Below are 17525 nucleotides of genomic sequence, written 5' to 3'. Positions count from 1 at the left end.
GGAGGCTCAACCGGACTGCCATTGAAGGAAGGACCGCCACCATGGCGATGCCAGAAGTTTCCCTGCGCCAGCTGCTTGAGGCCGGTGTCCATTTCGGCCACCACACCCGCCGCTGGAACCCGCGCATGGCGCCGTATATCTTCGGCGTGCGCAACCAGGTGCACATCCTGGACCTGCAGCAGACCGTTCCCCTGCTGGACCGCGCGCTGCGCACCATCCGTGACGTGGTGGCCGGCGGCGGCCGCGTGCTGTTCGTGGGCACCAAGAAGTCCGCGGCCGAATACGTGGCCGATGCCGCGACCCGCTGCGGCCAGTACTACGTCAACCACCGTTGGCTCGGCGGCATGCTGACCAACTGGAAGACCATCACGGGCTCCATCAAGCGCCTGAAGCAGATGGACGAGCAGCTGGGCGGCAACACCCAGGGTCTCACCAAGAAGGAGATCCTGATGCTGACGCGCGAGCGCGAGAAGCTCGACCGCGCGCTGGGCGGCATCCGCGAGATGGGCGGCCTGCCGGACATCATCTTCGTCATCGACGTGGTGAAGGAGAAGCTGGCGATCGAGGAAGCCAACAAGCTGGGCATCCCGGTGGTCGCCGTGGTCGACTCCAACGCCGATCCCGAGGGCGTGGCCTTCCCGATTCCGGGCAATGACGACGCCATCCGCGCCATCAACCTGTATTGCGACCTGGTGGCCGCCGCCGTGTTCGACGGCATCTCCGCCGAGCTGCAGGCCTCCGGCGTGGATATCGGCGCGGGCGAGGACCTGCCTGCTGAGGATCTGCCGGCCGAGGACCTGCCGGTGGAAACGGCCGAGGGCGTCGAGGGCGCTGCCCTGGCCGAGGCCGATGCGATCGTGGGCGAGAATGCCCCCGTGACCCCGACCCAGGCCTGAACCGAACCATCGAGACAGGAGCGATCCCATGGTTGACGTGACCGCCGCGATGGTCCGCGATCTTCGCGAGAAGACCGGCGCGGGCATGATGGACTGCAAGAAGGCGCTGGTGGAGAACAATGGCGACGCCGAAGCCGCCATCGACTGGCTGCGCAAGAAGGGCCTCGCCGCCGCCGCCAAGAAGTCCGGCCGCGTGGCCGCCGAAGGGCTGATCGGCACCGCGACCGGCCCGCAGGTCGCGGCCATGGTCGAGGTGAACGCCGAGACCGACTTCGTGGCCCGCAACGAGATGTTCCAGAACTTCGTCGCCGAGGTGGCGGGGCTGGCCCTCTCGGTCGGCGACGACGTCGAGGCGCTGAAGGCCGCCACCTATCCTGGCACCGGCCATTCGGTGCAGGACGAGCTGACCCGCCTGATCGCCACCATCGGCGAGAACATGACGATCCGCCGCGCCAAGCGGCTGTCCGTCCCGTCCGGCGCCGTCGCCACCTATGTCCATTCGGCGGTGAAGCCGGGCCTGGGCAAGATCGGCGTGGTCGTGGCGCTGGAGGCGGCGTCCGAGCTGGAGGCCCTGGAAACCCTGGGCCGGCAGATCGGCATGCATGTCGCCGCCACCCGCCCCGAGGCGCTGGATGTTTCGGCTGTCGATCCGTCCGCGCTGGAGCGGGAGAAGGCGGTCCTGACCGAGCAGGCGCGCGCTTCCGGCAAGCCGGACAACATCATCGAGAAGATGGTCGAGGGCCGGGTCCGCAAGTACTACGAGGAAGTGGTGCTGCTGGAGCAGGTCTGGGTGCATGACGGCGAAAGCCGCGTGCGGGCCATCGTGCAGAAGGCGGGCGCCAAGCTGACCGGCTTCGCGCGGTTCCAGCTCGGTGAAGGCATCGAGAAGGAAACCAGCGACTTCGCCGCCGAGGTCGCCGCCGTGGCCGGCACGCCCTGATCCAGGCCGGGCCCGCCCCGTGGCGGGCGAGGTTCGCGGAGCCGGCGCTGCAAATCGCAGCGCCGGCTCTGCTGTTGACCAGGACGTGTGCTTGCCGGGACGAAGTGCCGTCCCTATCGTGCGGCACGCTGTTCTGACGCCCCCTTAGTTACCGGAATCCGTATATGCCCACCCCGATCTACAAGCGTGCCCTGCTGAAGCTTTCCGGCGAGGCCCTGATGGGGGAACGGGATTATGGCCTGGACACCGCCACCGTCCGCGCCATCGCCGAGGATATCCGTGGCGTCGTCCGGCTGGGCGTCGAGGTCTGCGTCGTGGTGGGAGGTGGCAACATCTTCCGGGGCGTCGCCGGGGCCTCCGCCGGCATGGACCGCGCCCAGGCGGACAGCATGGGCATGCTGGCGACCGTGATGAACGCCCTCGCGATGCAGAACGCGCTGGAGAAGGCCGGGGTCGATACCCGCGTGCAATCGGCCATCCCCATGAGCAGCGTTTGCGAGCCCTTCATCCGCCGCCGGGCCCAGCGCCACATGGAGAAGGGACGGGTGGTGGTGTTCGCCGCCGGCTCCGGCAACCCCTTCTTCACCACCGACACCGCCGCCGCCCTGCGCGCGGCCGAGATGAATTGCGACGTGCTGCTGAAGGGCACGCAGGTGGATGGCGTCTATTCCGCCGATCCACGCAAGAACCCGAATGCCGAGCGTTACACCACGCTCACCTATCTCGACATGCTGGCCCGCGATCTGGCGGTGATGGACGCCGCCGCCATTTCCCTGGCGCGGGAGAACAAGCTGCCGATCATCGTGTTCAATATCCACGAGCAGGGCGCCTTCACCGCGGTGATGCAGGGTGAGGGTCGCTTCACCACGGTTGTGGATCAATAAGAAGGAAGCCTGGCCATGGCAGCTCCCGCGGATCTCAACACCCTCAAACAGGATCTGGCGCGCCGTATGGACGGCGCGCTTGATGCGCTGAAAAAGGAATTCTCCGGCCTGCGCACCGGCCGCGCCTCTCCGGCGCTGCTGGAGCCGATCCGGGTCGAGGTGTACGGCGCCAACCAGCCGCTTTCCCAGGTGGCGAACGTGTCCGTTTCCGGCCCGTCCATGCTGTCGGTGCAGGTCTGGGACCGGCAGGCGGCCAAGGCCGTCGAGGTCGCCATCCGTGACTGCGGCCTCGGCCTGAACCCGCAGGCCGAGGGCCAGACCATCCGCGTGCCCCTGCCGCCGCTGACCCAGGAGCGCCGCAACGAATTGGCCAAGCAGGCCGCCAAATACGCCGAGGCCGCCAAGGTCGCGGCCCGTGCGGTGCGCCGGGACGGCATGGAGCAGATCAAGGCCTGGGAAAAGAAGTCCGAGATCGGCAAGGACGAGGCCAAGAACTGGTCGGACGAGGTGCAGAAGATCACCGATGCCACGATCAAGAAGATCGACGATGCCCTTGCCGAAAAGGAAAAGGATATCAAGGCCGTCTGATCTTTCCGCGCCTCGATGAGCGTCGCCCCCTTGAACCAACCGCTTGCCGTGATGCCGGAGCCGGGTGGACCGCAGCCCTCTCCGCTGCATGTTGGCCTGATCATGGATGGCAATCGCCGCTGGGCGAAGGCCCGTGGGCTGCCGCGCGCCCTCGGCCACAAGGCCGGCGTGGATGCCGTGCGCCGCACCGTGCAGGCCGCCGCCGATTCCGGCATTGGCTGGCTGACCCTGTTCGCCTTCTCCTCGGAGAACTGGCAACGCTCCGCGGATGAGGTGAGGGACCTCACCGGCCTGCTGCGCATCTATCTGCGGCGGGAGGTCGGTACCCTCGCCAAGAACGGGGTTCGCCTTCGCGTGATCGGGGAGCGGCACCGCTTCGGCCCGGAAACCGTTGCCGCGATCGAGGCCGCGGAAGCCGAAACGGCCGGCAACACCCGCCTCAACCTCACCGTGGCCCTGTCCTATGGCGCCCGGGCGGAAATCGCCGGCGCCGCGCGCAGCCTGGCGGCCGAGGTCGCAGCCGGCCGGCTGGCCCCCGATGCCATCAACGAGGCGATGCTGGCCCGGCACCTGGCGACACAGGACATGCCGGATCCGGACCTCATCATCCGCACCTCCGGCGAGCAGCGGCTGTCGAACTTCCTGCTGTGGCAGGCCGCCTATGCCGAGTTCGTCTTCCTCGACGTCCTGTGGCCGGATTTCGAGGCGGCTCATCTGGATCAGGCGCTGGCCGAGTATCGCCGCCGGGTGCGGCGCTTCGGTGTCGGCAGCAGTTGAGATGACTGCGACCGAGGTTCCGGCGCCCAGCCCGGGCAAGCGCTGGCGTGACCTGAAGAAGCGCGCCATCTCCGCGGCGGTTCTGGGGCCCGGGGCGCTGCTTTGCGCCTGGCTCGGGGCGGAGGCCTGGACCGCGCTGATGGCCGTGGCCGTGGCGGTGCTGTGCTGGGAATGGGTGCGGCTGTGCGGCCTGCGCAGCCATCTCTGGCCCGGCATGGCCCTTCCCGCCACGGTGTTCCTCGCCTGCGCCGCCGCCGTGAACGGCCAGCCGCTGATCGGCCTCGGGATATTGCTGGTGGGCTTTGTCGCCACCTGGCTGGCGCCGCCCCGGCTGCGGCGCCGGGCCGGACCGCCGCCGCCCGCCTCCTGGCTGGCGATGGGCGTGCTGTATATCGGCATCGCCGGCATCGCCCTGATCAGCCTGCGGCACGACAATGATGCCGGGCGCGGCAATGTGCTGTTCCTGTTCTTCGTGGTCTGGGCCAGCGACATCGGTGCCTATGTGGCGGGCCGGATCTTCGGCGGCCCCAAGCTGGCGCCCGCCATCTCGCCAGGCAAGACATGGTCGGGTGCGGCTGGAGGTCTGTTGTCCTCCATGGCGGTGGGCTGGCTGGCGGCGGACTGGCTCGTCTGGGGCAATCCCCCCGCGTTGAAGGTGCTCTGGGTGGCGGCGATCCTCGGCATCGCGACGCAGCTGGGCGACCTCCTGGAAAGCTGGGTAAAGCGCCATTTCAAGGTGAAGGACAGTTCCATGCTGATCCCCGGCCATGGAGGGCTCCTGGACCGCCTCGACGGGTTGATGGCGGCCGCGCCGGTGGCCGCGCTGCTGGCCTTCAGCGTCGGCTACGGCGTGCCCCTGTGGCGGTGAACGAGCCGGCGATAAGCCCGCGCCGGGTCAGCATCCTGGGCTGCACCGGATCGGTCGGCCGCAGCACGGTTGCCCTGCTGGATGCCGCTCCCACGGGCCGCTTCGCCATTGTGGCGCTGGTCGCAGGCCGCGACGCCGCCGCCCTGGCCGAGCAGGCGCTGCGCCTGCGCCCCGAGATCGCCGTGCTGGCCGATCCCGATGCCGGCCCCGCCCTGGCGGAACGGCTGCGGGGCTCGGGCATCGCCTGGGCTTGTGGCCCGGAAGCGGTGCTGGAGGCGGCGGCGCGCCCGGCGGACTGGACCATGGCGGCGATTGTTGGCGCCGCCGGCCTGCGCCCCGTCCTGGCCGCGTTGCGCCGTGGCGGCACGCTGGCGCTGGCCAACAAGGAAGCGCTTGTTTGCGCCGGGGAGGTGGTGCTGACCGCGGCGCGCGAAGCCGGCGCCACGCTGCTGCCCGTCGATTCCGAGCACAACGCCATCTTCCAGGTGCTGGAACGGCGCGATCCGGCGGCGGTGGAGAAAATCATCCTCACCGCCTCGGGCGGGCCGTTCCGCACCGCGACCCGGGAGGCGATGAGCCGCGCCACCCCGCGGGAAGCCGTGCGCCATCCGGTCTGGTCGATGGGCGCCAAGATCAGCGTCGACTCCGCGACCATGATGAACAAGGGTCTGGAGCTGATCGAGGCGGCACGGCTGTTTCCGGTGCCGGAAGCCCGCATCGAGGTGCTGGTCCACCCGCAATCGGCGGTGCATGGGCTGGTGCAATATGCCGATGGCTCGCTGCTGGCCCAGCTCGGCACGCCCGACATGCGCACCCCGATCGCCCACGCCCTGGCGTGGCCGGAGCGGATGATGGCGGACGTGCCGCGGCTCGACCTCGCCGCCCTGGCGCGGCTGGAATTCTTCCCGCCCGAGCCGGACCGGTTTCCCGCGCTGCGTCTGGCCCGCCAGGCCTTGCGTGCGGGGCAGGGGGCCACCACCATCCTGAATGCCGCCAATGAGGTGGGTGTCGGCCTGTTCCTGCAGGAAAGGCTGGGCTTCCTCGACATCGCGGCGGTGGTGGAGGATTGCCTGGAGGCGCTCGGAACCCCGGCGGCGCCCGACCTCGATGCCGTGCTGGCGCTGGACGCCGAGGCGCGGCAGGTGGCCGCGGAGCGGGCCGCGCGACGCACCGCCTGAAGTGGCGGATATGCTATGCTGTGGCCCCTGAACCGGCCGGATGGCGGTTGAACACGCCCGGTCCCGAATGGCCGGGCAGGAGAACATGACATTGGATCTGCTGCCCGAGCCCCTGCGCTCCATTTTCGCCTTCATCATCGTGCTGGGCGTGCTCGTCTTTATTCATGAACTGGGGCACTACCTGGCGGCACGCTGGCGCGGCGTGCATGTGGAAGTGTTTTCCATCGGCTTTGGCAAGCGGATCCGCGCCTGGACGGACCGGCATGGCACGGAATGGCGGCTGTCCTGGCTGCCGCTCGGCGGCTTCGTGAAGCTGCATGGCCAGGAAGGGCCGGAGGATGCGGCGCCGGAGGTGAGGGCGCGGTGGCGGCCGGGCCAGACCTTCCACGACAAGCCGGTGCGGGACCGCGCCATCGTGGTCGCAGCGGGGCCCCTGGCCAATTTCCTGCTCGCCGCCGTGCTGTTCGGCGGCCTCTACATGACGGTGGGCCAGCCGCAGCCCACCACCAGCATCGGCACGGTGGTGGAAGGCAGCGCCGCCCAGCGCGCCGGCCTGCTGCCGGGCGACCGCCTCCTCAGCCTGGACGGGGCGCCGATCACCCGCTTCGAGGAGGTGCAGCGCCACATCCTGCCGCGCGCCGGGCAGCCGGTGGTCATCCGCCTCCAGCGCGACGGCACGGAGCAGGAGGTGACCGCGACCCCCGATGCGCGGGAGGCTGGCGCCACCACCACGGGGGTCCTGGGCATCGCCGGGGGCGCGGTGGAGTTCCAGCGGCTGAACCCGCTCAGCGCCCTGGCCGCTGGCACGGCGCAGACCTGGGACGTGACGGTGCAGACCCTGGCCGGGCTGTGGCAGATGATCGCCGGGGAGCGTGGCACGGAGGAACTGGGCGGGCCGCTGCGCATCGCGCAGATCTCCGGCCAGGTGGCGCAGCTCGGCGTCGCCAGCCTGGTGTCCTTCATGGCGATCCTGTCGGTGAACCTGGCACTGATCAACCTGTTCCCCATCCCGGTGCTGGATGGCGGCCACCTGTTGTTCTACGCCGCCGAGGCGATCCGGGGCCGGCCCTTGCCGCCGCGCGCCATCGAATACGGCTTCCGGGCGGGCTTCGCGCTGCTGATCGCCCTGTTCGTCTTCGCCACCTGGAACGATCTTTCGAGCCTCGGGGTGGTGCGCTGGGTCAGCGGGTTTGCTGGTTGAGGCGTGCTTTGCAGGGCGATCATGCTTCGCCTTGCAACGTCCTGAAACATCAAGCGATCACCTGAAAGCCGGGGCGGGGCGCTGAGGGGTGGCGGGGTGTGGCGTTCCCGGCTAGTCTCCCGCCGCCCGAGACGCCGCGGTTTCGGGGGTCTCAGCCGGCACTTTCCGGCCTTTTCACCGCTCGACCATCCACTGGCCCGGATTCGAACCTTGCACGCCACCCGCGCCCTCTTGCTTGCCGCCACCTGCCTCGTGCCCGTGCTGCTGCCGCCCGATGCCTCCGCCCAGCCGCGCCGGACGCCGGCGCAGGGCGCCCGGCCGGCCAGCAATGCGGTGGTCGCGGGCATCGATGTGACGGGGAACCAGCGCATCGAGGCGGACACCATCCGCTCCTACATGCTGGTGCAGCCGGGCGACGCCTACAGCGCCGATGCTGTGGACCGCAGCCTGCGCACCCTGTTCGCGACCGGGCTGTTCCGCGATGTGCGCATCAGCCGCCAGGGCGACCGCCTCGCCGTGCAGGTGCAGGAGAACCCGATCGTCGATCAGGTGGCGTTCGAGGGAAACAGCGCCCTGTCGGACGACACGCTGCGCCCGATCCTGACCCTGCGGGAGCGCGCGGTGTTCACTCCGGCCACGGCGCAGGCCGACCGGCAGCGCCTGCTGGAGCTGTATGCGCGCCGCGGCCGTTTCGCCGCGCGGGTCGAGCCCAAGGTGATCGAGCGTGACCAGAACCGCGTCGATGTGGTGTTCGAGATCACCGAGGGCGAGTCGGCCCTGATCAGCCGCATCAACTTCGTCGGCAACGAGAATTTCTCCGATAGCCGGCTGAAGGAAGTGGTGGCGTCCCGCGAATCCGCCTGGTACCGGCTGTTTTCCTCGGCCGACACCTATGACCCCGAGCGGCTGAATTTCGACCGCGAGCTGCTGCGCCGCTATTACCAGCGGGAAGGCTATGCCGATGTCGAGATCACCGACGCCACGGCCGAGCTGGCGCCTGACCGTTCCGGCTTCTTCCTGACCTACACGGTCAAGGAAGGCCCGCGCTACCGCGTGGGCGAGGTGAAGCTCAACTCCAGCCTGCGCAACGTCACGGCGGCGCAGCTGCAGCCGGTGATGAGCATCCGGCAAGGCGACTGGTACGATGGCGATGCCGTCGAGACCATGAACCAGACGCTGATCGACCAGGCCAACCTCGCCGGCGCGCCCTTTGTCGAGGTGGAGCCGCGCATCACCCGCAATGCCGCGGAGCGCCGGGTGGACATCGAATTCGATGTCAAGGAAGGCAACCGCTCCTATGTCGAGCGCATCGACATCATCGGCAACACCCGCACCCAGGACCGCGTCATCCGCCGCGAGATGCGCCTGGCGGAAGGCGACGCCTTCAACTCCGCCGCGGTGCAGCGTTCCCGCCAGCGCATCCGCGACCTTGGCTATTTCAACGATGTGCAGATTTCGCCGGTGCCTGGAAGCGCCTCGGACCGGGTGGTCCTGAACACCAGCGTCAGCGAGCGGGCCACCGGCGAGATCTCGCTGGGCGGCGGCTATTCCACGGATGCCGGCGCGTTGGCCGATCTGGGCCTGCGGGAGCGCAACCTGCTCGGCACCGGCGTCGATGCCCGCATCAACACCACCATCGCCCAGCGGCGCTCGCAGGTGGACCTGTCGGTCACCGACCCGTCCTTCCTGGACCGCAACCTGTCGGTCGGCGCCGACGTGTTCTACATCGTCCGCGACCTGACCGATTACTCGGGCTATGAGGAGCGCCGCGCCGGCTTCAGCCTGCGCGCCGGCTACGAGTTCAACGAAAGGCTGCGGCAGAGCTGGAACTACACCCTGTCCCGCCGCAACCTGTTCAACATCGACCCCGATGCCAGCATCTACGTCAAGGACCAGCAGGGCGTCACGGTGTTGTCGCAGATCGGCCAGACGCTGACCTATGACACCCGTGATTCCCGCCTCGATCCGCGCAGCGGCTATGTGCTGCGCCTCGCCACCGATGTGGCGGGCCTGGGTGGCGACGTGAACTACCTTCGCGGCCGCCTGGACGGGACCTATTTCGTGCCGTTCGAGCGGCTGCTGGGCGATCCCGACTATGTGCTGGCGATCTCCGCCAGTGTCGGCCACATGGCCAGCTATGGCGACCGCGACAAGCGCGAGCGCATTCTCGACCGCTTCTTCCTGGGCGGCGAGAATCTTCGCGGCTTCGCCGTGGCCGGGGCCGGCCCGCGCGACATCAGAACGGATGACTCCCTGGGCGGCCGCACCATCTGGACCCAGAGCACCGAGATGCGTTTCCCCCTGCCGGTTCCGTCCGAGCTGGGGCTGATCGGCCGTGCCTTCGTGGATGTCGGCTCGCTGAGCGGCGTCGATCGCGGGGCGGGCGTGGTGGATGACTCGGCGCCACGTGTCGGCGCCGGCGTGGGCATCTCCTGGCGCAGCCCCTTCGGCCTCATCAACATCGATCTGGCGCAGGCCGTGGTGAAGGAGGACTACGACGATACCCAGGTCTTCCGCTTCGGCTTCGGCACGCGCTTCTGATCTACGGAGTTCAGTTTCATGGCACGACGCGCCGCCCCGACCGCGCTTGCGGCGACCTTTCTGACCGCGTCCCTGCTGGCGGCCGGCCCTGTGCTGGCCCAGCAGCAGCAGGAATGGTTCGTCCCCAACCAGCAGCAGCCGCGCCAGCAGGCGCCCGCCGCGCAGCAGCGCCCGGCGCAGCAGCCGCAGCAGCGCCCGGCGCAGCGCGCGGTGCAGCCCAACCCGGCGCCGCTTCCGCCGGGCGAGCCGCCGCCGGCGGCCGTGATCGGCATTGTCGATGTGCCCGCCGTGCAGCGCGACTCCACCGCCTTCAACACGGTGCGCGAGGAAATCGAGAAGCGCCGCCAGAAGCTGAATGACGACCTGCAGCGCGAGCAGGCCCGCTGGCGCGAGGAACAGCAGCAGCTCGCCAACCAGCGCAGCACCGCCTCGCCCGAGGAGTTGCGCAACAAGGAGCGTGACCTCCAGGAGCGTGTGCAGGACGCCCAGCGCGTGTTCCGCGACCGCTCGCGTGATATCGAGCAGGCGGCGCAGCAGGGGTTGCAGGAGATCGAGCAGGCCCTGGCCACCGTGATCCGGCAGGTGGCGGCCAGCCGCAAGGTGAACCTGGTGCTGCCGCGTCCCCTGGTGATCTACAATGAGCCGCCCTTCGACCTTTCGCCGGAGGTGACGACCCAGCTCAACAAGATCCTGAAGTCGGTGACGCTGCCGCCGGAAGGCGCCACGCCGGCCGCCGCCCGGCCCGCCCAGGATCAGGCGCCGCGGCGGAACTGAGCGCTTGTCCGCCGATCCGCGCTTCCACCCCGCCGCGGGCCCCTTCACCCTCAGCCGGCTGGCGGAAGCGGCCGGGGCCGGGGCCGTGGGCGACGGCACCCGCCTGCTGCGGGATGTCGCGCCGCTGGACGGCGCGGCGCCGGATGAGGTGGCCTTCCTTGATGGCCGCAGGCATCTGGCCGCCCTGAGGGCCACCAGGGCGGGCGCGGTGGTGGTGGCGCCGGACCTCGCGGCCGAGGTTCCGCCCGGCTGCGCCGCCCTGGTCAGCCCGGCGCCGCATCTGGCCTTTGCCCGCATCGCCGGCCTGTTCCATCCGCTTCCCCCTCTCGCCGCCGGCATCCACCCGACCGCCGTGGTCGCGCCCGACGCGGTGCTGGGGGAAGGCTGCGAGATCGGCCCTTATGCCGTGATCGGCGCTGGCGCGCGCCTTGGCGCCCGCTGCCGGGTGGGCCCGCATGCGGTGATCGGGCCGGGCTGTGTGTTCGGAGATGATTGCCGGGTCCATGCCCACGCCTCCGCCATGTTCTGCCTCGCCGGCGACCGGGTCACCCTGCATGAGGGCGCGCGGGTGGGGCAGGAGGGCTATGGCTTCGTCCCGACCCCGGAAGGGCGCTTCGTCACCATTCCGCAGCTGGGCCGCGTGCGCCTGGGCGACGAGGTGGAGATCGGCGCCAATAGCTGCGTGGACCGGGGCGCCCTGGGCGACACGGTTCTCGGCCCGGGGACGCGCCTCGACAACCTTGTGCAGATCGGCCACAACGTTTCGACCGGCCGGGGTTGCGTGATCGTGGCGCAGGTGGGCATTTCCGGTTCCACCCGGCTTGGCGACTTTGTCACCATCGCGGGGCAGGCCGGGCTGACAGGACACCTCAATATCGGCTCCAAGGCGCGGATCGGCGCCCAGGCCGGTGTTCAGAGCGATGTGCCGGCTGGCCAGGATGTGACGGGCTCGCCTGCCATGCCGGTCAAGGACGCATTGCGCGTGGCGCTCCACCTCCGGCAGCTTGGTGCCCGGAAGGGGCGCCCGCAGGCGATGCGGCCGGAAGGCGGGCAGCCCATGGCAGAACAGAAGGAGCCGCCCCGCGGGCGGCCGGAACAGACGGACTAATGGGTATGGATCAGCAGGAACAGGCCGCCCCCGGGGCGGTGGAAGCGCCGCGGATGATGGAAGTTTGCGACATCGCCCGCATCATGCAGGCCATCCCGCATCGCTACCCCTTCCTCCTGATCGACCGCATGGTGGACATGGTGCTGGGCGAAAGCGCCATCGGCATCAAGAACGTCACCATCAACGAGCCCTTCTTCCAGGGCCATTTCCCCAGCCATCCGGTGATGCCCGGCGTGCTGATCATCGAGGCGATGGCGCAGACCGCCGCCGTGCTGGTGGTGGAAACGCTGGGCGCCGATGCCAGGGGCAAGGTGGTCTATTTCATGAGCGTCGAGAACGCCAAGTTCCGCCGCCCGGTTGGTCCCGGCGACCAGCTGCGGATCCACATCAAGAAAGAGCAGGCGCGCCGCAACGTCTGGAAGTTCAACGCCAATGTCCGGGTCGATGGCGTGACGGTGGCCGAGGCCACCTATTCCGCCATGATCATGGGCCACTGATCGGATGACCGTGCCTGATTCACGTCTTGCAGCCGGCGACGGCCGCATCCACGCCTCGGCCGAGATCCACCCCACTGCCATCGTGGCCGCCGGCGCGACGATCGGCCCTGATTGTCGCATCGGCCCCTTCAGCCAGGTCGGCGCGGCGGCGGTGCTGGAAGCCGGCGTTTCGGTCGGCCCCCATGTGGTCATCGAAGGCCACGCCCATCTGGGCGAAGGGGTGCAGCTCAGCCATGGCGCCTCCATCGGCCTCGCGCCGCAGGACCTGAAATACAAGGGCGAGCCGACCCGCACCGTGATCGGCGCCCGCACCATGGTGCGCGAGCACGCCACCATCCACCGCGGCAGCGTCGGCGGCCATGGCATCACCACGGTAGGCGCTGATTGCCTGATCATGGTGAACGCCCATGTGGGCCATGACTGCACGCTGGATCATCACGTGATCCTGGCCAACAACGTCATGCTCGGCGGGCATGTGCAGATCGCCGACACGGTGTTCGTCGGCGGTGGCGCCGCGCTGCACCAGTTCGTCCGCATCGGCCGCCAGTCGGTGATCGGCGGCATGAGCGGCGTCGAGGCCGACGTGATCCCCTTCGGCGCCGTGCTGGGCAACCGCGCGCGCCTGACCGGGCTCAACCTGATCGGGTTGAAGCGCCGCGGCTTCTCGCGCGCGGACATCCACCAGCTGCGTGCCGTCTACCGGTTGCTGTTCCGCGGGGCCGGCGTGTTCCAGCACCGCCTGGCCCAGGCCGAGGCCGAATATGGCGCGCAGCCGGCGGTGCAGGAAATCCTCGCCTTTATTCGTGGCGACAGCAAGCGCGGCCTGTGCCGTGCCCGCCGTGTGGCCCCGCTGGAGGAGGATGACGCCGAGGCGCAGGCCTGAGCGTCATGATCGCCCCGCTTGGCCTGATCGTCGGGGCTGGCGACATGCCGCAGCGCGCCGCCGCCGCCGCCGCCGCCGCCGGCCGCGCCCCGCATGTGGTGGTGCTGGAAGGCTTCGCGAACCCGGCCGACTATGCCGCCTACCCCTCCATCACCTGCCGCCTTGGCGCCGCGGGGCGGATGCTGGAATGGCTGCGGGCGGCGGGCGTGCGGGACCTGGTGCTGGCCGGCCGCGTCACCCGGCCGAGCTTCCTGTCCCTGCGCCCGGATGCCGGCGCCGCCCGCCTGCTGCCGCGCATCGGCATGCGGGCCTTTGGCGGCGATGATTCGCTGCTGCAGGCCGTTCTGCGCGTGCTGCGGGAAGAAGGCTTCGAGCCGGTTCCGGCCCAGGCCGTGCTGTCCGAATTGCTGATCGACTCGCCGACGCAGCTCACCACCCTCGCGCCGGACGAGGCGGCACGCCGGGACATCGCCCGCGGCATCGCCGTGGTGCGGGCCCTTGGCGCCGTCGATGTGGGCCAGTGCTGCGTGGTGCAGCAGGGGCTGGTGCTGGCGGTTGAAGCCATTGAGGGCACCGACGCCATGCTCGCCCGCGCCGGGCAGCAGCGGCGGGAAGGGCCGGGCGGCGTGCTGGTGAAGATCCTGAAGCCCGGCCAGGACCGCCGCATCGACCTGCCCACCGTCGGGCCCGTCACGGTGGCCGGCGCCGCCGAAGCCGGGTTGCGTGGTATTGCCATCGAGGCCAAGGGCACCATCATCGTGGATCGTGCGGCCACGGTCGCGGCGGCAGAGGCGGCGGGATTGTTCCTGATCGCCCTCGACCCGCACGATCCCGCCTGGGTACCGTCGGCCTGAATCCGCCGGCCTCAACAAGGAGACAGCGCGCATGAGCAGCTTTCTGCACACCATGATCCGTGTGGGTGACCTGGAGCGCAGCGTCGATTTCTACACCCGCCTCCTCGGCATGAAGGAACTGCGCCGCAACGACGTGCCGGACGGCAAGTACACCCTGGTTTTCGTGGGCTACGCCCCGGAAAGCAGCGGCGCCGGCGTGATCGAGCTGACCTACAATTACGGCGTCGAGAAATACGAGATGGGCAATGCCTTCGGCCACCTGGCCATCGGCGTGCCCGATGTTTACGCAACCTGCGAGAAGCTGCGTGCCGAAGGCGCCAAGATCACGCGCGAGCCCGGCCCGGTGAAGTTCGGCACCACGGTCATCGCCTTTGTCGAGGACCCGGATGGCTACAAGATCGAGCTGATCGAGCGGAAATCCGCCGAAGCCGGCACCCGCGGCTGAACCACCGGGGGAGAGGCACCCGCCTCTCCCGGCCGGGCACCGCCTTCAACCCTCCGCAGGCGGCACCAGGAGCGGCGCCAGCGCCATGCGCAGCTTTTCCGGCAGCGGGCGCGTCCGGTCCTGCCGGTCGGCTTCCACCTGCACATGGATGAAATGGCCTTCCGCGCAGGGCGTGTCCTCGCCGGCGCGGAACAGGCCGATCTCGTAGCGCACGGAGGTGGTGCCGATGCGGCCCACGCGCAGGCCGGCGCTCAGCATGTCGGGAAAAAAGGCCGGGCTGTGGTGGCGGCACAAGGTTTCCACCACCACGCCAAGGCCATCTTCCCGCGCATCCAGCCCCACGCCGCCCAGGAAGGTCGCGACCAGCGTGTCGTAATAGGTGTAGTAGACGGCGTTGTTGACGTGGCCATAGGCATCCTGGTCCGCCCAGCGCGTCGGGATCTCGATGAAGAATCGGTAATCGGCGCGACGGGGCAGGGTCTTTCCCATGGCAGATGTCTCCAGCGGTGGTGCGGGTTTGCGAAGGCACGGCTTCTGTAAGCGGTGCGGCTTCTGTATATGGTAAGAATCGCTGGCGGGCAGGGTGTTTGCGCAGGGCGGCCTCGCCCCTCGCGCTTCCGGCCTGCGAGCCACGACCGACCACCAGGCCTTGTTGCCGCCAGCCAGGATCGCTCCAGCACCCGATGCCAGCTTCCGCCGCCACACCCCGCCTTGAGCCCTTCCGGCTGCGCGGCGCCAATTTCAATCTGCTGGTGCTGCGGCTGCTGGACCCGAGAACCGAGGTCATCGTTCCGGCCATCGCCGATCAGTTCCGCCGAGCCCCCGGCTTCCTGCGCTTCGCGCCGCTGGTCATCGGGCTGGACGATCTTCAGGCGGCGCCGCAGGACATCGACTTCGCCGGCCTCGCCGCGGAACTGCGCCGCATCGAGATCACGCCGATCGGCACCATCGGCGGCACGCCGGAGTTGCGCGCCGCCGCCCAGGGCGCCGGCCTGCCGCCGCTGCGCGCCGCCGGCGGCAAGGATGAGGACGTGCCGCTGGCGCCGCCGCCCCCCGCGCCGCCGGCGCCCGCCGCGGCCGAGGCCCCCGCCGCGCCGCCGTTGCCGCCCGGCTCCACCCGACCGACCATGGTGATCGACCACGCGGTGCGCGCGGGGCAGCGGATCTGGGCGCAGGGCGCGGACCTGATCATCAACGGCACGGTGAACCCCGGCGCCGAAGTGATCGCCGACGGCAATCTGCACGTTTATGGCAATCTGCGCGGGCGGGCCATCGCCGGCGGCGCCGACAATACCGAGGCACGCGTCTTCGCGCTGAATTTCGATCCCGAGCTGGTTTCCATCGCGGGCTACTACGCGGTACGGGAAGGGCTCGCGGATGCCCCGATCGGCAAGGCCGTCCAGGTTCGGCTGATCGGTGAGAACATGCGGTTCGACCGGCTGGGCTGACCAGCGCGCCCGAGGGCAAGTCCACTGCTGGAGAGGAGAGTTTCACAATGGCGCAAGTGATCGTGGTGACGTCGGGCAAGGGAGGAGTCGGAAAGACCACGAGCTCGGCGGCCTTCGCCACCGGCCTGGCGCAGGCTGGCAAGAAGACCGTCGTGATCGATTTCGACGTGGGCCTGCGCAACCTCGATCTGATCATGGGTGTCGAGCGGCGCGTGGTGTTCGACATCGTCAACGTCATCACCGGCGAGGCGAAGCTCAACCAGGCGCTGATCCGCGACAAGCGGGTGGATTCCCTTTCCATCCTTCCCGCCAGCCAGACCCGTGACAAGGACGCGCTCACCAAGGAAGGCGTGGCCACGATCATCGAGGAGCTGAGCCAGGAATTCGACTACATCCTGTGCGACAGCCCGGCCGGGATCGAGAAGGGCGCGCTGCTGGCGCTGTACTTCGCCGACCAGGCGATCGTCGTCACCAATCCTGAAGTCTCCTCCGTCCGCGACAGCGACCGCATCCTGGGCGTCCTCCAGTCGAAGTCGAAGCGCGCCGAGGAAAAGCGCGACCCGGTGAAGGAGCATCTCATTGTCACCCGCTACGACCCGAACCGGGTCGAGAAGGGCGAGATGCTGAAGCTTGACGATATCCGCGAAATCCTGGCCATCCCGCTGCTCGGCGTGATCCCCGAGAGCGAAAGCGTGTTGAAGGCCTCCAACACCGGCAATCCGGTGATCCTGGACGGGGTCTCCAATGCGGGGCAGGCCTACAAGGACGCGGTGGCACGTTTCCTGGGCGAGGACCGGCCGCACCGCTTCATCGATCCCGAGAAGCGCGGCTTCCTGTCCCGCCTGTTCGGGGGGAGGGCCGCATGAGTTGGCTCGATGTCTTTCGGGGCAAGTCCAAGCCGCCGCCAACCAGTGCGGGGGCGGCCAAGGAGCGGTTGCAGATCGTCCTTGCGCATGAGCGCATCAGCCGCGCGGGCGACGATTTCCTGCCGAGGCTGCAGCGCGAGCTGATCCAGGTGGTGGCGCGCTATGTCTCCATCGATCCCAAGGCGGTGAATGTGTCGCTCGACCGGGGCGGGGACATGAGCACGCTGGCCATAGAGGTCGAGTTGCCGCCGCCCAGCAAGGACGCGCCGGCCGACGCCAAGCCGGAGGCACGCGCCTCCTGAGGGGAGGCGCTGCGCCCTTCATGCGCGGGCGGCCTCCGGGCCGCCACGCGGGATGCCGCATGGGATCTTGCCAGCCGCCTTGCCCGTAAGGCGAACCGGTGGCACCGCCCGGCATCGATAAAGGGGGCCAGCACATGCTGGCCCCCTTTATCGATGCATCCGGCTTCAGCGGCGAAGCCGCCAGCGGAATTCCTGAACGGATGGCTCCGCCGCTCCGCAACGCCAGCGCTGTTGCCGCCCTGGCGGAAACGCGACGGCGACCGGCGGGATCAGCGTGTGCGCGGCGCCAGCTCGGTTTCGAGGGCCTTGATCTTGGCGGTCAGGGACTGGCGCAGCGTGGCGGCCGCATGCGGCTTCAACGCCGCCAACGCGTCCTTGAGATCGCGCAGCTGCCGCTTCTTCTCCTCTGTGGATCGTGAGATGGGGCGGTTGCCGGAAAGCTGGCCGTCGAACGCACGCATGTTGCTGGTTTCTC

At 69.3% G+C, this 17525-nt stretch carries 20 protein-coding genes; 18 read left to right on the top strand and 2 right to left on the bottom strand.

Going from position 1 to position 17525, the window contains the following annotated elements:
• Positions 1-41: 41 nt before the first annotated feature.
• From rpsB to gloA, 15 genes are all read left to right on the top strand, one after another.
• Entirely contained in the window at positions 42-896 is an 855-nt protein-coding gene (rpsB, locus tag F0Q34_RS13540; protein WP_149812757.1) for a 30S ribosomal protein S2, read from the top strand.
• Between the two features lie 28 nt (positions 897-924).
• A complete protein-coding gene (gene tsf / locus F0Q34_RS13535) occupies positions 925-1836 on the top strand; it encodes a translation elongation factor Ts (RefSeq protein ID WP_149812756.1) in 912 nt (303 codons plus the stop codon).
• Positions 1837-2000: 164 nt separating this feature from the next.
• The gene (gene pyrH / locus F0Q34_RS13530; protein ID WP_149812755.1) at positions 2001-2720 is read left to right on the top strand and encodes a UMP kinase; all 720 of its coding nucleotides are present in this window, start codon (positions 2001-2003) and stop codon (positions 2718-2720) included.
• A gap of 15 nt (positions 2721-2735) precedes the next feature.
• Positions 2736-3308: a ribosome recycling factor gene (frr, locus tag F0Q34_RS13525; RefSeq protein ID WP_149812754.1), complete on the top strand. Its 573-nt coding sequence runs from the start codon at positions 2736-2738 to the stop codon at positions 3306-3308.
• 15 nt (positions 3309-3323) lie between these two features.
• Entirely contained in the window at positions 3324-4085 is a 762-nt protein-coding gene (locus tag F0Q34_RS13520; RefSeq protein ID WP_149812753.1) for an isoprenyl transferase, read from the top strand.
• A gap of 1 nt (position 4086) precedes the next feature.
• Positions 4087-4953: a phosphatidate cytidylyltransferase gene (locus F0Q34_RS22345; protein WP_149812752.1), complete on the top strand. Its 867-nt coding sequence runs from the start codon at positions 4087-4089 to the stop codon at positions 4951-4953.
• Complete coding sequence (gene dxr, locus F0Q34_RS13510; protein WP_241665479.1) at positions 4944-6131, top strand: 1-deoxy-D-xylulose-5-phosphate reductoisomerase; 1188 nt, start codon at positions 4944-4946, stop codon at positions 6129-6131. The genes F0Q34_RS22345 and dxr overlap by 10 nt, the downstream gene beginning before the upstream one ends.
• 85 nt (positions 6132-6216) lie before the next feature.
• Positions 6217-7332 carry an RIP metalloprotease RseP gene (rseP, locus tag F0Q34_RS13505; protein ID WP_174242048.1) on the top strand — a complete coding sequence of 372 codons (1116 nt, stop codon included), beginning with the start codon at positions 6217-6219 and terminating at the stop codon, positions 7330-7332.
• Positions 7333-7542: 210 nt separating this feature from the next.
• Positions 7543-9873, top strand: coding sequence for an outer membrane protein assembly factor BamA (bamA, locus tag F0Q34_RS13500; RefSeq protein ID WP_149812751.1), 2331 nt, complete (start codon positions 7543-7545; stop codon positions 9871-9873).
• Between the two features lie 18 nt (positions 9874-9891).
• Entirely contained in the window at positions 9892-10647 is a 756-nt protein-coding gene (locus F0Q34_RS13495) for an OmpH family outer membrane protein (RefSeq protein ID WP_149812750.1), read from the top strand.
• Between the two features lie 4 nt (positions 10648-10651).
• Complete coding sequence (gene lpxD, locus F0Q34_RS13490) at positions 10652-11755, top strand: UDP-3-O-(3-hydroxymyristoyl)glucosamine N-acyltransferase (protein WP_149812749.1); 1104 nt, start codon at positions 10652-10654, stop codon at positions 11753-11755.
• Between the two features lie 5 nt (positions 11756-11760).
• Entirely contained in the window at positions 11761-12252 is a 492-nt protein-coding gene (gene fabZ / locus F0Q34_RS13485) for a 3-hydroxyacyl-ACP dehydratase FabZ (protein ID WP_149812748.1), read from the top strand.
• A gap of 10 nt (positions 12253-12262) precedes the next feature.
• The gene (gene lpxA, locus F0Q34_RS13480) at positions 12263-13135 is read left to right on the top strand and encodes an acyl-ACP--UDP-N-acetylglucosamine O-acyltransferase (protein ID WP_241665478.1); all 873 of its coding nucleotides are present in this window, start codon (positions 12263-12265) and stop codon (positions 13133-13135) included.
• Between the two features lie 5 nt (positions 13136-13140).
• Entirely contained in the window at positions 13141-13989 is an 849-nt protein-coding gene (locus F0Q34_RS13475; protein ID WP_174242047.1) for an LpxI family protein, read from the top strand.
• 31 nt (positions 13990-14020) lie between these two features.
• Positions 14021-14434, top strand: coding sequence for a lactoylglutathione lyase (gloA, locus tag F0Q34_RS13470; RefSeq protein ID WP_149812745.1), 414 nt, complete (start codon positions 14021-14023; stop codon positions 14432-14434).
• 45 nt (positions 14435-14479) lie between these two features.
• On the opposite strand, the gene F0Q34_RS13465 is transcribed toward gloA, so the two are convergent.
• Positions 14480-14923: an acyl-CoA thioesterase gene (locus F0Q34_RS13465; RefSeq protein WP_149812744.1), complete on the bottom strand. Its 444-nt coding sequence runs from the start codon at positions 14921-14923 to the stop codon at positions 14480-14482.
• A gap of 194 nt (positions 14924-15117) precedes the next feature.
• Between F0Q34_RS13465 and minC the strand changes: the two genes are divergently transcribed.
• Genes minC through minE form a run of 3 tightly spaced genes read left to right on the top strand, consistent with a single transcriptional unit; the run spans position 15118 to position 17050 of the window.
• Positions 15118-15882 carry a septum site-determining protein MinC gene (gene minC, locus F0Q34_RS13460; RefSeq protein WP_149812743.1) on the top strand — a complete coding sequence of 255 codons (765 nt, stop codon included), beginning with the start codon at positions 15118-15120 and terminating at the stop codon, positions 15880-15882.
• A 47-nt stretch (positions 15883-15929) separates the two neighbouring features.
• A complete protein-coding gene (gene minD / locus F0Q34_RS13455; RefSeq protein WP_149812742.1) occupies positions 15930-16748 on the top strand; it encodes a septum site-determining protein MinD in 819 nt (272 codons plus the stop codon).
• Positions 16745-17050 carry a cell division topological specificity factor MinE gene (gene minE / locus F0Q34_RS13450; protein ID WP_149812741.1) on the top strand — a complete coding sequence of 102 codons (306 nt, stop codon included), beginning with the start codon at positions 16745-16747 and terminating at the stop codon, positions 17048-17050. The genes minD and minE overlap by 4 nt, the downstream gene beginning before the upstream one ends.
• Before the next feature lie 269 nt (positions 17051-17319).
• On the opposite strand, the gene F0Q34_RS13445 is transcribed toward minE, so the two are convergent.
• Positions 17320-17511 (bottom strand): hypothetical protein, encoded by a 192-nt coding sequence (locus tag F0Q34_RS13445; RefSeq protein WP_149812740.1) that lies wholly within the window; start codon positions 17509-17511, stop codon positions 17320-17322.
• Between the last annotated feature and the right edge of the window lie 14 nt (positions 17512-17525).

This window comes from Teichococcus oryzae (assembly GCF_008386565.1).
In the GTDB taxonomy this organism is placed as follows: domain Bacteria; phylum Pseudomonadota; class Alphaproteobacteria; order Acetobacterales; family Acetobacteraceae; genus Pseudoroseomonas; species Pseudoroseomonas oryzae.
Note: the sequence above shows the minus strand (reverse complement) of the source record. Positions and strands in the feature narration are given on the sequence as shown.